This window comes from Nonomuraea sp. JJY05, from assembly GCF_043496855.1.
In the GTDB taxonomy this organism is placed as follows: Bacteria; Actinomycetota; Actinomycetes; order Streptosporangiales; family Streptosporangiaceae; genus Nonomuraea.
On sequence record NZ_JBIEIS010000005.1, the window covers coordinates 206,261 to 221,581 of the forward strand.

General features: G+C 71.1%; 12 protein-coding genes and 1 pseudogene. 8 read left to right on the plus strand and 5 right to left on the minus strand.

Features of this window, described 5'->3' with window-relative positions:
- The first annotated feature begins 12 nt into the window (after positions 1 to 12).
- The 5 genes from ACFKCF_RS08775 to ACFKCF_RS08795 all read left to right on the plus strand — a co-directional run bounded on the left by ACFKCF_RS08775 (position 13) and on the right by ACFKCF_RS08795 (position 8,590).
- Positions 13 to 1,467, plus strand: coding sequence for a hypothetical protein (locus ACFKCF_RS08775; RefSeq protein ID WP_394492449.1), 1,455 nt, complete (start codon positions 13 to 15; stop codon positions 1,465 to 1,467).
- A complete protein-coding gene (locus ACFKCF_RS08780) occupies positions 1,464 to 2,414 on the plus strand; it encodes an ARPP-1 family domain-containing protein (RefSeq protein WP_394492450.1) in 951 nt (316 codons plus the stop codon). Before ACFKCF_RS08775 ends, ACFKCF_RS08780 begins: the two co-directional genes overlap by 4 nt.
- 235 nt (positions 2,415 to 2,649) lie before the next feature.
- Positions 2,650 to 5,538, plus strand: a complete 2,889-nt coding sequence (locus tag ACFKCF_RS08785) for a M36 family metallopeptidase (protein ID WP_394492451.1) — start codon at positions 2,650 to 2,652, stop codon at positions 5,536 to 5,538.
- A 126-nt stretch (positions 5,539 to 5,664) separates the two neighbouring features.
- Positions 5,665 to 6,900, plus strand: coding sequence for an amidohydrolase family protein (locus ACFKCF_RS08790; RefSeq protein WP_394492452.1), 1,236 nt, complete (start codon positions 5,665 to 5,667; stop codon positions 6,898 to 6,900).
- A gap of 487 nt (positions 6,901 to 7,387) precedes the next feature.
- Positions 7,388 to 8,590, plus strand: a complete 1,203-nt coding sequence (locus tag ACFKCF_RS08795; protein WP_394492453.1) for a low temperature requirement protein A — start codon at positions 7,388 to 7,390, stop codon at positions 8,588 to 8,590.
- Positions 8,591 to 8,601: 11 nt separating this feature from the next.
- On the opposite strand, the gene ACFKCF_RS08800 is transcribed toward ACFKCF_RS08795, so the two are convergent.
- The 3 genes and pseudogenes from ACFKCF_RS08800 to ACFKCF_RS08810 all read right to left on the minus strand — a co-directional run bounded on the left by ACFKCF_RS08800 (position 8,602) and on the right by ACFKCF_RS08810 (position 9,959).
- Positions 8,602 to 9,492, minus strand: a complete 891-nt coding sequence (locus tag ACFKCF_RS08800; RefSeq protein WP_394492454.1) for an RNA polymerase sigma-70 factor — start codon at positions 9,490 to 9,492, stop codon at positions 8,602 to 8,604.
- A gap of 184 nt (positions 9,493 to 9,676) precedes the next feature.
- A pseudogene (locus ACFKCF_RS08805) lies at positions 9,677 to 9,748 on the minus strand (hypothetical protein); the annotation flags it as partial.
- A 40-nt stretch (positions 9,749 to 9,788) separates the two neighbouring features.
- Positions 9,789 to 9,959, minus strand: a complete 171-nt coding sequence (locus ACFKCF_RS08810; RefSeq protein ID WP_394492455.1) for a hypothetical protein — start codon at positions 9,957 to 9,959, stop codon at positions 9,789 to 9,791.
- 74 nt (positions 9,960 to 10,033) lie between these two features.
- Between ACFKCF_RS08810 and ACFKCF_RS08815 the strand changes: the two genes are divergently transcribed.
- Together ACFKCF_RS08815 and ACFKCF_RS08820 are read left to right on the plus strand one after the other, a co-directional pair.
- Positions 10,034 to 10,999, plus strand: coding sequence for an alpha/beta hydrolase (locus tag ACFKCF_RS08815; protein ID WP_394492456.1), 966 nt, complete (start codon positions 10,034 to 10,036; stop codon positions 10,997 to 10,999).
- A 51-nt stretch (positions 11,000 to 11,050) separates the two neighbouring features.
- On the plus strand, positions 11,051 to 11,656 hold the full coding sequence (locus ACFKCF_RS08820) for an NAD(P)H-dependent oxidoreductase (protein ID WP_394492457.1): 606 nt from the start codon (positions 11,051 to 11,053) through the stop codon (positions 11,654 to 11,656).
- A 349-nt stretch (positions 11,657 to 12,005) separates the two neighbouring features.
- On the opposite strand, the gene ACFKCF_RS08825 is transcribed toward ACFKCF_RS08820, so the two are convergent.
- Together ACFKCF_RS08825 and ACFKCF_RS08830 are read right to left on the minus strand one after the other, a co-directional pair.
- A complete protein-coding gene (locus ACFKCF_RS08825) occupies positions 12,006 to 12,407 on the minus strand; it encodes a hypothetical protein (RefSeq protein WP_394492458.1) in 402 nt (133 codons plus the stop codon).
- Positions 12,408 to 12,531: 124 nt separating this feature from the next.
- A complete protein-coding gene (locus ACFKCF_RS08830) occupies positions 12,532 to 13,851 on the minus strand; it encodes a serine hydrolase domain-containing protein (protein WP_394492459.1) in 1,320 nt (439 codons plus the stop codon).
- 191 nt (positions 13,852 to 14,042) lie between these two features.
- On the opposite strand from ACFKCF_RS08830, the gene ACFKCF_RS08835 reads away from it, so the two are divergent.
- Positions 14,043 to 15,074, plus strand: coding sequence for a LacI family DNA-binding transcriptional regulator (locus ACFKCF_RS08835; protein WP_394492460.1), 1,032 nt, complete (start codon positions 14,043 to 14,045; stop codon positions 15,072 to 15,074).
- The last annotated feature ends 247 nt before the right edge of the window (positions 15,075 to 15,321 follow it).

Sequence of the window (15,321 nt, forward strand, 5' to 3'; positions counted from 1 at the left end):
AATCTCGATGCCGTGGACATCCCGACTCTTCTCCAGCATTTCAGGACGCACGACGCCCCTTTGGTCCTGTCGAGGGGCGGCGATCTGGCCTGGGACGACGCGGAGCTCCACCGGAGTGCCCGGCTGAGCGACCCCGAGGGATACGCGCTGCTGGCGCTGGTGCCCGGTGTGCTCCCCTGGCAGCGGGCCCGCGTGCTGCTGTGCACGCTGGCCGCCTCGCAGGACGGCCTGGACGAGCGCACCCGCGCGACCTTGGCCAAGGTCACGCGGGCGCTCATGTTCGGCCTGCCGCCGGCGTACGCCGTCACCGCGTTCCTGGCGCTGCGGCGGCTGCGCGCCAACCACAAGCACGCCACGCGGGCCGTGGTCGCGTTCGTCCTGGAGCATCCGGAGGCCGACGCGCTCATCGAGGCCCGCCGGTCCGCGCTGGTCGACTGCTTCGAGCACGCGCTCGGCAAGGCGACCGCCCGCGGGTGCGCCCGCCTGATCGCGGAGGGCGACACCGGCTCCGGGCGGCTGCGCAGGAGTTTGCTGCGCTTCACCTCCGAACCGGCTGCGGCGGTCGAGCGGGTGCGCGCGCTCTACGCGCCCGGCACGTACGGCGCGGTGGCCCCGCAGGAGCCGCCGGCGCCGCTCGACCAGGTCGGGGAGCGCCCGCAGATCGTGACGCCGACCAACCGGGGCGACATCGCCGCGACGCTGGTGCACCTCTACCAGGGCGGACCGGCTGCCGAGCTGCGTCCCGCGCTGGCGGGCTACGTGGCCGAGGCGACGCGCGGCATGCCACGCCTGGCCGGCCACGTGGCCGTGGTGCTCGACACGTCAGGCTCCATGCGCGGGTACGGCGATCGCGAGTGGGCGGTCCTGTCGCAGGCGGCGGCGCTGAAGCTGGTCCTGGCCGGGGTCTGCGAGCGGCTCACGGTGGTTGAGGGCGCTGGGGTCGGTGTAGGTCCCACGGTGGTTGAGGGCGCTGGGGTCGGTGTAGGTCCCACGGTGGTTGAGGGCGCTGGGGTCGGTGTACGTCCCACGATGGTTGAGGGCGCCGGGGTCGGTGAGCGGCTCGCGGGGGTTGAGGGTGCTGGGGTCGGTGAACGGCTCGCGGGGGATGAGGCCGCCGAAGGCGCGACCGACCTGGCGACCCGGCTGCTCGACGCCCTGGACGCCCGTCCCGACCTGGTGGTGATCGTGACCGACGGCTACGAGAACGTCATGCCGGGCGACCTGGCCAGGGTCGTGGCCACGCTGCCCCGCGCGGGCGTCACCACTCCGGTGGTGCTCTGCCAGGCCACGTTCACCGCCGGCGACGACCTGACCCTGCGCGACCCGGCGCCGCAGCTGCCGCGCCGGCCGTTCTGGCATCAGGACGACTTCGCCGGGCTGCTGCCGTGGCTGTTCGGCCACTGCGCGCCCGGCCGTGACTGGATCCGTACGGCCATGCTGAGCCGGCTGGAAGGAGGACGCACATGACCGCGCTCGAGACGCTCCTGCCCGCACCGCTCGACCTGCGCGGCTACCGCGCGGGCACGCCGCAGCGGGCCGGAGCGCTGACCATGGTGCCGATCTGGGGGCCCGAGCGGCCCGGCATCGTGCCGCCCCGCTCCGGGCTGAAGCTGAAGCGGGTCGTCGGGTACGGCCAGGTCGAGCTGCTCAACGGCGCCCGCGCGGGCGTGGCGATCGTGCCCCTGCACATCGGCTACATCCAGGACGCCGCCCAGAACCACGCCCTGTGCTCCGCGGCGCTGCTGGGCGCCGGGCAGACCAGGCGGTTCGATGACGCCTGCTGCGTCCAGGCCGCCCAGGGCGGCTACCTGGAGGGCCGCGACCAGTGGTTCTTCGTGCTGCCGGTCGAGCTGCGGGCCAAGGCGCTGGAGCTGCGCGGGCACCGCGACTACGCCAAGCTGTGGTCGGACATCTCCGAGCTCAACGCCGCGTGCGGGCTGCCGTCGCGCGGGCACCTGGAGCAGATCCTGTCGCGCAAGCGGGCGACGCTGACCCAGTTCCAGAGCCGCCTGGAGCTGCTGCCGGGCCAGCTCGGCGCGCTGTTCTTCGTGGGTGACAGGTTCGCGGGGCTGGAGCTGGCGCCCGATCCGGGGTACTTCGCCGAGATCTGGATGGCGCTGGTCTGCTTCACGTACGGGGTCGCCGCCTGGCGGGCCGAGCCAGAGCGGGTCCCCGCGGAGCCGTACGACGCCGGCAGCCTGGCCGAGCTGCGCGCGGAGCTGGCGCGCGACCGGGCCGCGCGTCAGGCCGAGGTGGCCTCCTGGCTGCCCGCGCCCGCCGGTGACGTGCGCACGGTCGAGGAGGAGCGCTACCTCGACCTGCGGCTGTCCACCGTGACCGGCGACGGGCTGGCCGGTCAGGTGGTCACCGAGCACGGGCGGCCGGTGTACGCGTCGCTGTTCGCGAGCCGGTAAATCCGGTTGCGGCGGCGCCAGTACGACAGGTTGAATGATCAGTGCGGGAACTGCGCCGGGCGCGGCGGGCTCAACCCCTCATGCCATGTAAGGGCGTCGTTTCGAGAACGGCTCTATGGTCCGCCGAGGCGCCGGCCACCGGTCCCGCACTGAGATCTTGCCAGCTCCCTGACTCGGTGTTACCTCTTGCGAGATGCGTGCAATCCGCGCATCTCTGAGACGCAGGAGGGAACCCGTGTCCTGGTTACGCAGCGCACTCGTCGCCGTCGCGCTCGCCGCGTCGGCCCTACCCCTCGCAGGGCCCGCCCGGGGCGAACCCGGCGGGCAGGCCCCCATCCATGACTTCCAGGCCGAAGAGCACGGCAAGCCGGACGTGGACAACCGGCAGGGCCGGGTCGCCCCGCCCGCCGGGCTGAACGCCCGCAGCGCCGGGGCGGCGGCCGAGATCCGCTGGAACGCTCTCGGCACCCCGGCGGCCGTCACCAGCGCCGAACCGCTGGCCGAAGGACTCGGGTCCGATCCCGAGCAGGCCGCGCGCACGTACCTCAAGAACAACCCCGCAGTCTTCGGCCTGTCCGCGCAGGCGGTGGACGCGCTGGAGCGGGTCGCGGTCAACCCCGTCGGGGCGGGCCATGCCGTGCTGCTGCGCCAGCGCTTCGGCGATCTGCCGGCCGGCGTGGACGGCCTCGTCGCGGTCGGCGTGGTGAACGGCCAGGTCAGGCACGTCACCTCCTCGCTGTCGCGCGAGACGGAGGCGCCCCCGGCCGCGACGATCACCGCGCAGCAGGCGCTGGAGATCGCGGCCAGGGACGGCGGCGTCGACCTGGCCACGGCGACCACGAAGCAGGCCACGCCGGTGGCGGTGCCCGCTCCGGACGGGGTGCACAGCGCGTACCAGGTGGTCCTGATCGGCGGCTCGCGCGGCGAGGCGGCGGGGTACACGACGCACGTGGACGCGGTCAGCGGCGCCATCCTCGTACGGGAGAACCTGGTCGACCACCTCGATCCGGAGAATCCACGCTGGAACGCCTTCCCGGCGAACCCGCGCGACGACTACTCCTCCCGCGACACCCGCCAGACCTGGTGCTTCGCGGCGGGCCCCGGCTGCGACTACGTGACCGGCGGCGATCCGGCGACCGGCAAGGCGTGGGACGTCGACCACGCCACGGACGCCTCGACGAACACCAGCGCCGGCAACTCGACCAGGACGACCGAGAACCGCGCGAGCGGCGACCCGTTCACCGTCGGGACCCGCACCAACGTGCTCACGCCGAGCAGGAACTACCTCTTCCCATGGAAGAACACCTGGCACGAGTCGAAGTGCGACCCGGCGGTCTTCGACCAGGACGGCGAGAACGACCTGGAAGCCGCCCTCGCCAACCTGAACGCGATGCACAACAGGATGCACGACTGGTCGTATCGGCTCGGCTTCACCGAGACGGCCTGGAACATGCAGGCGGACAACGGCGCTCGCGGCGGCCTCGGCGGCGACCCCGAGCAGGGGAACGCGCAGGCGGGCGCGCGGGTGCTGTCCGTGCGCGACAACGCCAACCAGATCACCGGCCCTGATGGGATCGCGCCGATCACGAACATGTACCTGTGGCAGCCGGTCGCCGGCTCGTTCTACTCGCCCTGCGTGGACGGCGACTACGACATGTCGGTCATCGGCCACGAATACACGCACGCGATCTCCGGCCGCATGATCGGCGGCCCGAACGCCGGCTGGAGCGGCGCCCAGGCCGGGGCCATGAACGAGAGCACCTCCGACCTGTTCGCGATGGAGCACCTCTTCGAGTACGGCTTCCGCCCCTCGGGCCTGACCCCGTACGTGACCGGCGGCTACGTGACCGGGGACAAGGAACGCGGCATCAGGAACTACGACATGTCCAGGTCGCCGCTGAACTACAGCGACATCGCGTACGACATCGTCGGCCAGCAGGTGCACGCGGACGGCGAGATCTGGTCGGCCACCCAGTTCGACGTGCGTGCGGCGTTCGTCAAGCGGTACGGCGACGGCACGGCCAGGCAGCAGCGGGCCTGCGCGGACGGGCAGACGCCGGTCGAGCGGTGCCCGGGCAACCGGCGCTGGGCGCAGTTGTCGTTCGACGCCCTGCTGCTGATGGCCTCGGGCGCGGTCAGCTACGTCGACCACCGTGACGCGCTGCTGGCGGCCGACGCGATGCGGTTCGGCGGCAAGAACCAGGACATCATGTGGCGCGCGTTCGCCGAGCACGGCCTGGGCAAGGGCGCGGCCAGCAGCGGCCCGAACGACGCCGACCCGACGCCGAGCTTTGTCAACCCCGCGGGCAAGAACGGCTCGCTGCAGCTCAAGCCGCTGGGTGAGGCGAAGGGCGCGGCGCTGCGGCTGTACGTGGGCGACTACGAGGGCCGCGCGGTCCCGGTCGCCGACACCGACCCGGCGACGCCGCTGGGCGACACGGTGGAGATGACGCCCGGCGTGTACTCGTTCATCGTGGCGGGCAACGGGTTCGGGCACACGCGGCTGAAGTTCGTGGTGGTGGGCGGCGTACCGCTCCCGCTCCCGCTGCCGCTGACCCGCAACCTCGCCTCGGCGGCGGGCGGCGCGACGGCCACGGGCGACGGCGTCAACCAGGCCAAGCTGATCGACGAGACCGAGGCCACGAACTGGGCCTCGCTCACCGGCGCGCCCGCCGGCAAGTCGGTCGTGGTGGATCTGGCGGGCGACGCGCCGGTCAAGGTCCGCCGCGTGCAGGTGAGCGCGATGCTGCGGCCCAACGTCAACGACGCGGCCGACCCGGGCGGGCAGAACCGCTTCTCCAGCCTGCGCTCGTTCGAGGTGCTGGCCTGCAGCTCGGGCTGCACCGACCCGGCGAACTTCACGAAGATCTACACCAGCCCCTCGGACGCCTTCAAGTCGGGGCGGCCGCGTCCCCGGGGCGCCGACATGATCTTCAAGTCGTTCGACGTGCGGACCACCAGTGCCACGCATCTGATGTTCCGGGCGCTCAGCACCCAGTGCACCGGCAATCCGCTGTACGCCGGTGAGCAGGACCAGGATCCGAACTCCGCGACGGACTGCGCCACGGCCAGCCCGCTGCGGGAGCAGGTGAGGGCGGCCGAGTTCCAGGCGTTCTCGCACTGAGGTCGTGATTTTCTGTACGGCCCGCGTCCTCGGGGCGCGGGCCGTACGCGTGCTTGCTCCTAAGTAGTTTGATGACGTACTATTCGATGCTAGTTAGTTAGGTGTCGAATTATCTGAGGGGGAAGTATGCGTACCCTGATCCGTGGCGTCCGGGTCTTCGACGGAGAGCGGAGCGTGCCGGCCGCCGACGTGGTGATCGACGGCGACCGCATCGACACGGTCGCTGCGCTCGTGGGCACCGAGATCGGCGCGGCCGCCGGTCCCGTGGACATCGAGATCGACGGCGCCGGGAAGACCCTGCTGCCGGGCCTGATCGACGCTCACACGCACGCCTTCGAGGGCGATCTGGCCGAGGCGCTGACGTTCGGCGTCACCACCGAGCTCGACATGAACAACCTGCCGCCGCTCCTCACCGCCCGGCGCCGGCAGGCCGCCGAACGTGACGACGTGGCCGACATCCGCAGCTCCAGCATGATCGCCACCGCCCCTCATGGGCACCCGACGCAGATCATGACAGCGGACGTGCTCAAGGCCCTCGGCACGGACCACACCCTCGACACGGTGGCCGACTCGGGCGAGGCCAAGGCGTTCGTGGAGGCGCGGCTGGCCGAGGGCGTCGACTACCTCAAGATCTCCATCGACGACGGCGGGTCGTCCGGGATGCGGCTGCCCGCCCTCAGCCCCGAGCTCGCCGCCGTCCTGGTCGAGGCCGGGCACGCCGCCGGCCTGCGGGTCATCGCGCACGCGGTCACCGCCAGGGAGGCGATCATCGCCCTGGACGCGGGCGCCGACGGGCTGGCGCACCTGTACTCCGACGTGAACGAGGAGCAGGCCGGGGAGATGGCGGCCAGGATCGCCTCGTACGACGCGTTCGTGATCAGCACGATCACCTACATCGAGGCCGTCACCGGCGACCCGAACGGCCAGGAGCTGCTGCGGGACCCGCGGATCGCCGCGCGCATGTCGGACCGCTCGAAGGCCACGTTCGGCCGGGAGTGGGCGGACATCCCCATGCACTCCCAGGGCGTCATGAACGCCGCGCACGCGGCCGCGGCCCTGCGGCGGGCGGGGGTGCCGGTGCTGGCGGGGACTGACTGCACCCCGTTCGGGCCGGTGCACGGGGCGGGGCTGCACCACGAGCTGCTCCTGCTGACGGAGGCCGGCTGGACGGCGGAGCAGGCGCTCGCGGCGGCCACCGGCACCACGGCCCGGCTCTTCGGTCTCACCGATCGGGGCCGCATCGCCCCTGGCCTCCGGGCCGACCTGCTCCTCGTGAACGGCGACCCGACCACGGACATCACGGCCAGCAGGGCCATCGAGGAGGTGTGGCGAGGCGGCGTACGGCGCAGGTGGGCCGACTGACACCCACCCTGCCAAGAGGACCGGCCCCGGCCGGTTGACCATGTAATTGATCCATCGGTTATTACCCGATCGGCCCCACGATCGTTGCGGCGCCCTGAAGCGCGCCTGCTGTGGTGAGCGCGCGCATGTCCGGCTGCGGGTCAGCTGCTCCATCGAGACCTTGACGGCGGCGTGGCGGGCGGCGCCCGGCAGGGGGAGGTGGCCGTAGGCGCTGGAGATGTCGATGATCGTGCCGCGGCCGGCGCGCAGGCGTGGCAGCGCGGCGTGGGCGAGCTGGCTGGGGAAGCCGGGCATCAGGTGAATCTCAAGGACGGTCGGCAGCGCGTCTGACCAGTTGAGCGATCCCGTCGAAGTTCGCTGCCGTTGTCGTGCCGGGTTGTCACAGATCGGGGTGCTGCCCTGTCTTACAGAGGGATCGGACGTTTGCGGAGCGACAGGAGCGAGACCTTTGTCACCCATCGGCACGAACATCCGAATTCGGGTCCGGATGAGCGCCCGCCCCATCGACGAGCCGCACCGCGCCTCGAGCCAGCTAGAGCTGCTGTTCGACCTCACGTTCGTGGTCGCGGTCGCCGCCGTCACCGCCCAGCTCGCGCACAACATCGCCGACGGTCACGGCCTCGCCGCACTGGTGCCGTTCCTGCAGGTGTTCTTCGCGATCTGGTGGGCGTGGATGAACTTCACCTGGTTCGCCTCGTCCTACGACACCGACGATGTCGCCTACCGGCTGCTGACCATGGTGCAGATGGCCGGCGTGCTGACCCTCGCCGCCGGAGTGCCCGCCGCGTTCAGTCACTCGGACTACGGGATCATCACCCTGGGCTACGTCATCATGCGGATCGGGCTCGTCGCCCAATGGTTGCGAGCCGGTCTCGAGGACCCGGCCGGCCGCCGCACCGCGCTGCGCTACGCCGCCGGCATCAGCCTCGTGACGACGGGCTGGGCGCTCCGCTACGTGCTCGCGGAGACGGGCGTCCTGCCCGCCTTCCTCGGCCTGCCGGTTCTTGTCTTCCTGGACGTACTGGAACTCGCCGTGCCGCGGTGGGCGGAACGGGCCAGGCCCACCACCTGGCACCCGCACCACATCGCCGAGCGCTACGGGCTGTTCACGATCATTCTGCTCGGTGAGAGCGTGCTGGCCGCGAGCAGGGGGGTCGAGGGAGCGCTCGAAGCGGGCGAGATCAGGGGCACCTTCGTCGTCATCGCCGGTTGCGGGCTCGTCCTGCTGTTCGCTCTCTGGTGGCTGTACTTCCTCATCGAGGCGGGGGAGGGGCTCAGCGACCGCCGGCATCGCTCGTACCTCTGGGGGTACGGCCACTACGGCATCTTCGCGGCGCTGGCGGCCCTCGGCGCCGGGCTGGAGGTGGCGGTGGAGCAGAGCGGGCACGCGGTCGCGGCATCACCGCAGGTGCTCGGCTACGCGGTCGCCATCCCGGCCGGTGTGTATCTCGCTCTGCTGTGGGCGGCGCACGCGCTGGTCGCCGCCGAGCCCGTCTTCCATCCCGCCGCGGTGCTGGGCTGCGTCGCCGTCGTCCTGCTGCTGCCGCTCGCCGGGTCCTGGATCGGCGTGGCCGCCGTGGTCGCGGCGATCACGGCCGTCTGCGTGCTGCTGGTAGCCGTCACGATCACGACCGCGGCCGCCGGGACGCGTCGTCAGGGCCCGCGGCTCTCCGCCTCCGGCGAGTCGTGACCTCCCGTGGTTCACACCGCGGTGAGCTTGGCGGGGTTCATCATCCACAACACCTGGTCGATGCCCTGGTCCGAGGCGTTGACGGTGAGGACCGTGAACACCTGTCCGTCGCGGCTCAGCAGCGCTGAGGTCTGACCGTTCGTGCTCGACCAGGCCACGTCGACACCGGCCCAGAACCGGCTCGCGAACGCCCGCACGTACTTGGCCACCCGCGGCGCGCCCACCACGGGGAAGCGGGAGGCGCGTACGGCGCCGCCGCCGTCGGAGTAACTGATCACGTCCGCGGCGAAGAGCTCTTCCAGCGCGGTCATGTCGCCGGAGCGGGCGGCGGCGACGAAGGCGATCAGCAGTCTGCGTTGTTCGGTTCTGGTCACGGGGGTGCGGCGTTCGACGAGGACGCGTTTGCGGGCCCTGCTGACCAGCTGGCGTACGGCGGGTTCGTTGAGCTCGATGATGTCGGCGATCTGCCGGTAGGGGTAGTCGAACGCCTCCCGCAGCACGTACGCGGCGCGTTCTGTGGGCGTGAGGCGTTCCAGGAGCAGCAGGACGGCGAACTCCAGGGCCTCGCCGCGTTCGGCGCCGAGGTAGGGGTCGGCGCCGGTGTCGACGGGTTCGGGCAGCCAGGGGCCGACATAGGTCTCGCGGCGGGCGCGGGCGGACTGCGTGGCGTTGATGGCCAGCCGGGTGGTCGTGGTGGCCAGGAACGCGGCGGGGTCGTTCACCGTGGCGCGGTCGTAGGCCTGCCAGCGCAGCCAGACGTCCTGCACGAGGTCCTCGGCTTCGGTGGCGCTGGCCAGCATCCGGTAGGCGATCCCGAACAGCCGCGGCCGCACACCGGCGAACACCGCCGCCGCCTGCTGGAGATCCTCCGGATCGCCTGGCCCAGGATCCGCCACCGCCATCGCCCCCGTCCCCCTCGTCTGTCACCTGCCGCCTACCCCTTGAGCAGTGCGGACAGCCCGGCGGCAGGCGACAGCGCCGGGAGATCTCCGCGGTCAGCTCTGGACGGACGTGGTCTCGAGATACTCCTCGAAGACCGCGGCGGCCGGACGCGCGGCCGTTGCCCGACTGCTTGTGCCCGCCGAACGGCGCGAGCACCTGCCAACCGGTGCCGTTGACATCCACCTGGCCGGTACGCAGCCGGCGGGCGATCGCCATCGCGCGATCGGGGCTGCCGAACACGCCGCCGGTGAGCCCCCTACGTCGTGCTGTTGGAGATCTCCACGGCCTGGTCGTGGCCAGTGTACGGGATGCTGGTCAGGACGCGGCCGACGACCTCCTCCTGGGCGATGGCGCACCTCGGCGAAGACCAGGTCGTGGACGCCGCAGCTTCCGTTGCCGGGGCCGGCGGATGCGGCCGCTCGGTCATGCCCACACGACGGCCTATTGCGCTACTCTTGGTATCGATACTTGAGGTAGCGAAATGTTGGGCTGGGAGGACATGTGAGCGAGCGGCCGCCGCTGGGGATCCGGTTGATGCACGCCCTGGGAAAGGAGCCCGACTGGTTGGCGATGACGGCCGAGGAACTGGCCGTCTTGCGCGACACGGTGAACCGCAAGCGGTCGTCCCGTCTGGCGCGGCTGATCACCGGGTTTCCGGATCGCGGCGCCACAATCCGGTGGCAGGAGGTGGGGCTGCACGACCGCAGGCTTCGGGTACGCGTGTACCGGCCCTCGCCCGGACGCGGAGGCGACGGGCTGCCTCTTGTGCTCCACGTGCACGGAGGCGGATTCGTGGGCACGGCGGTGCAGAGCGACTGGGTCAACAGCCACCTCGCCGCGCGGCTGCCCGCGGTCGTCGTCTCGGTCGAACACCGCCTCCTCGACCAGCAGACCTCGCTGTCGGCGGCCGTCGACGACGGCTGGGACGTGCTCCGGCACGTGGTGCGGCACGCCCCGCAGTGGGGAGTCGACCCGGCACGGGTCGCCGTCTTCGGCGAGAGCACCGGCTCGATGGTCACCGCCCTGGCCGCGATCCGGGCCAGGGAGCACGGCCTGCCCCTGCGGGCGCAGGTGCTGGCCAACGCCCCTGTCGACCTGACCTCGGCGGGGTTCGACCATGCCTCGATGAGCCGGCACGCCGACAGCCCGACCCTCACCATGACGCAGATGCGGCTGTTCCAGCGGCTCGCCGTTCCGCCGGGGACGGATCCCCGTACGGTGTCGCCGCTGTACGCCGGCGACCTGAGCGGGCTGGCCCCGGCCCTGCTCGTGGTGCCGACCATCGACCCGGTGGCCGACCACGGCCGCTGTTACGCCGAACGACTGCGGGCGGCCGGGACGCCCGCGCGGCTCACCGAATATCCCGGAGCGACGCACGCGTTCCTCAGCATGCCGGGCGTGGTGCCGCAGGCGAAGGCCGCGCGGGCGGAGATCGCCGGGTTCCTCCGAGGGGCGCTCGCCGGGTGACGGATCGACGAACGAGGATCGGGAGCTTCGTGAGCCCACGAGAATGGGTGCGTGACACACGTCCACATCGTCTACGCGCATCCGAGTGAGCGAAGCTTCACGCGCGAGATCCTCGACGCGTTCCTGGGCGGGCTGGACGACGCCGGCCACACGCGTACGGTCTCCGATCTCTACGCGATGGACTTCCGCTCGGAACTCACGCTCGAGGAGTACGAGCGCGAATCCGGCCATCGCGCTGACGCGCCCGTCCCCGATGACGTCGCCGCTGAGCAGGCCAGGCTCAACGCCGCCGACGTGTGGGCGTTCGTCTACCCGGTGTGGTGGGCGGACTGCCCGGCCCGGCTCAAGGGCTGGTTCGACCGCGTGTGGACGACAGGATTCGCCTACAAGCCCGCAAGCCTGCGCGCGGCTCGGCAGGCGCTCGTCCTGTGCACGGCCGGGTACAGCGTCGCCGAGCTCGACGCGTCGGGTTGCCATCAGGCGATGAAGACGACCATGCTGACCGACCGCATCGGCGAGCGGGCGCGATCGAGCGAGTTCGTGGTGTTCGGCGGTTCGGTGCTGCGCAATGGCGAGAGCGCCGGCGAGCCTGGGCACTGGACCGCAGTCAAAGCCGGGCACCTGGCACGGGCAGCGGAGTTGGCGCGGTCCCTCTGACCAGCGGTGGATCAAAAGGACGCCCTCCGAAGCCAGCGCCGCCGACAGTCCCCCAGCGGAGTGCCCGGCCATTGAGCGACGAGACGGTGAGCACACTGATGCGCGGGCGGGCCGGAAAAGGGCCCGGCGCGAGAGGCACCGGGCCTGGGGGTTGCCGTCTTGCGCGGGCGCGCAGGAGAAAGGCCCGGCGCGCGGGGCGCCGGGCCTGGGGATCGCCCTCCGGAGCCCGATCAGGAGCTGAGGGCGATCAGGAGCTGAGGTCGATCAGGAGCTGAGGTCGATCAGGAGCTGAGGCTGATCAAGAGATGAGGCCGATCAGGAGCTGAGGCGGATCGGGAGCTGAGGCGGCTTAGTAGATGCGGTACTTGCGGCCGCAGTTGTCGAACTTGCCGGCCCAGCAGGTGAAGGTGTAGATCTTCTTGATCCCCTTGCCGGTCCAGCTCCCGACCACCTTGCCGTCGAACGAGCGGTTGAACTTGTGCCAGCTGCCGTTCTGGTAGTACTCGAACCACACCCAGCCCTTCTTCCCGCCGACCTTGTCCACGCCGTACCACTTCGTGTGGACCACGTGGCCGCTCTTCCACGTCTTGCCGAACGTGTAGGCCTTGCGGTCACTGGAGAAGAACTTCCCCCAGCTCGTCCCCGTCGAGGTGGTGCCGGCGGTGGCGGCCTGGGCGGTGGCCGGGCTCAGGGCGAGGCCGGTGACGGCCATCGAGCCGGCCAGAGCCGCGATCGCAAGGGTCTTACGCATTGGGTTCCTCCCCGTTTGTCGTGCGCCGGTTGGTCCGGCAGCAGGGACATTACGGAGACCTCAAGCGATCAACTGTGGACAAATCCGCACTACGAGAGTGATTGACAGCACACCCGCCAGGCGATCACTTGATAGCGGCGAGCAGCCTGTCCGTCGGGAACGGGGTGAACGGGAGCTGTGCTGACTTGGCCTGGGAGGTCGTGCTCCCGCACAGGGACACGAGCAGGTGGTCGCCCAAGGCGTAGTCGATCGGGCTCGGCACGATCTCGCCGTTCTCGTCGAGCTGCTGATACTTCGCACGGTTCATCCCGAAGGACAGCTGGCGGTTGCCGTCCGGGCTGGACAGTGACTGCGTGATCATCCCGAACACGCCCCCGTCGTGCCCCCAGAATCGGCCGCACGGCAGGTCGAGGGAGTAGAGGCCGAGGCCGTAGTCGATCGAGGCCCGGCCGACCAGCACCCGCACCGTCTTCTGCATCTCGGCGACCTGCGCGGCGCCGACCAGCTCGCCGCGCAGCAGCGCGCGGTAGAAGCGGTTGAGGTCGTCCATCGTGGACACGACCGCCCCTGCCGTCCAGCCCCACGACATGTTGTAGACGCTGTAGTCGCGCGGCGGATCGATCAGGCCGAAAAACGACTCGTACGCCTTGGAGTGCGGCCCCGGGATGAACGGGGTGCGCGGGAACGACGTGTGCCGCAGGCCCGCCTTGCGGAAGACGTTGCGGGTGATGTAGCGCTCGGCGTCCGTGCCCGTCACCTTCTCCAGGAGCAGGCCGGCCAGGATGTAGTTGGCGTTCGAGTACGACCCGGGCGTCGCTCCGGGCTCGCCGGTCGGGGCGGCGGCCAGGCCCAGCCCGACCAGTTCCTTCGGGGTGAAGGTGCGGAAGCGGTTGTCGTCCAGGCTCTTGGCCGAGCCCTCCAGCAGCGACGGGAACGCCGGGACGATGTAGTCGCCGATGTGGCTGGTGTGGTTGAGGAGCATCCGTACGGTGATCCGCCGGCCGCGGTCGCCGGGGACGAGGTCGGGGAGGTAGCGGCCGATCGGGGCGTCCAGGTCGAGGGCGCCGCGTTCCACCTGCTGGAGGAGGGCCACCGAGACGAACGTCTTGGTGATGCTGCCCACCCGGTGCACCATGTCGGGCCGTACGGGGCGGCGCGTGTCGACATCGGCCACGCCGGACGCGCCCTGCCAGGTCTGACCCTGGTCGCGAACCTGCGAGTAGATGCCGTACATGCCCGCCTCGTGGACGGCGTCCAGGGACTTCCGGAGCGCCTGCCGGTCCAGCCCGCCGTCCTGGCTCGTCCCGATGGCGCTCGTCGTCTGCGCGGCGGCCGGCGCGGTGAGGGTCGCCGCGGTGAGCACGGCCCCCAGCCCGGTCGCGAGGGCCAGCCGCCTGGCACGGCCCACGGTCGATAGCAGTGTCCTGAATCGAAGGGATGTCATGGCCGCCAGCATGATTGAGCCGGGCCTGCGAGGTTAGTCCGCTGTGTCACCGGGTCCCCATGACACGGGTCATCCCGAATCCATGACACTCTCGGCCTTACGGACGATGTGCCTGGCGGGTAGGCAGGCCCGCGGATCCGGTACGGGTACGCTTCTGAACCGGCCTGTCCACCGTCGGAGGGACACTGCGGATGCCCCATGCGGCGCGGCCCACGGTCACGCTGCACGACGTGGCCGCGGCGGCCGGAGTCTCGATCTCGACCGCGTCCAGGGTCCTGGGCGGCAGCACGCGTAAGGTGGCGCCCGAGAACGAGGCCCGCGTGCTGGCCGCGGCGGCGGCCCTGCGCTACACGGTGGACGCCTCGGCCAGGGCGATGCGCCGGGCGAGCGACTCGATCGCGCTCGTGGCCGACGATCTCACGACGCCGTCCATGGCCGTGGTCGTGGCCGCGATGGAACGCGAAGCCCGCACGGCCGGCGCGTTCGTCACCGTCTCGTCCACGATGGGGGCGGCCGAGCGGCAGCTCGAGACGGTCCGGGTGCTGCGCTCGCTGCGGCCGCGCGCGCTGGTGCTGACCTCCAGCCGGTTCATGGCGGACGCGCTGGGCGGGCGGCTGCTCAAGGAGCTCGGTTCGTACGAACGCGAGGGCGGCCGGGTCGTCATCGTCGGCGAGACGGACATGGCTTTCGACGCGATCGGATTCGACGATTTCGCGGGCGGGCGCTCGGTGAGCGCATTCGTGGCGGAAACCGGGCATCGGCGGGTGGCGATATTCGGGGGCGCTCGCGAGCTTCGCAACATGGGCTCGCGTACGGCCGGTTTCATGGACGGACTTCGCGCCGGAGGCCTTGACGAGCGGGATATCCGGATCGTTTATTGCGAGGTCAGCCGGCAGGGCGGATTCGACGCGGCGCGGCGGCTGGCGGGGGAGGGGATGTCCGGCACGGACGCGGTTCTCGCGGTCAACGACACCATCGCCATCGGCGCGATGTCGGGATTTCGCGCCGCCGGGCTGGCGGTTCCCGAGGACGTTTCCGTGACGGGCGTCGACGATATTCCGCTCGCGGGAGATGTGACGCCGCGCTTGACGACTGTCGCGCTTCCGCTGGCACAGGCGGGGGTGGAGGCGATCCGTTTCGCACTGGCAAATGCGGGTGGGGGGCGGCGGCTCACGCTGGAAGGGCGCCTGATCGTGCGCGAAAGCACCCGCCCCAGGAAATAACCCCTCCCTTCGCACACGCGCTTACGCCTGCCGCCGGGGACGCGGCCGGGCATGGCGGCGGTGCCGTCGGACTGGTGGCGGTGCTGCCGGGGCGCTGTGGGGCCGCCACGCGGATGACGCATGACGCTCGATGGCGATGGCGATGGCGATGGCGATGGTGACGGCGATGACGACGGCGACGGCCCGGCCGAGTCCGCGAGCCCTTGACGCGTAGGTAGCGCGCGGGCAAACTGCGGAATACGTTTTC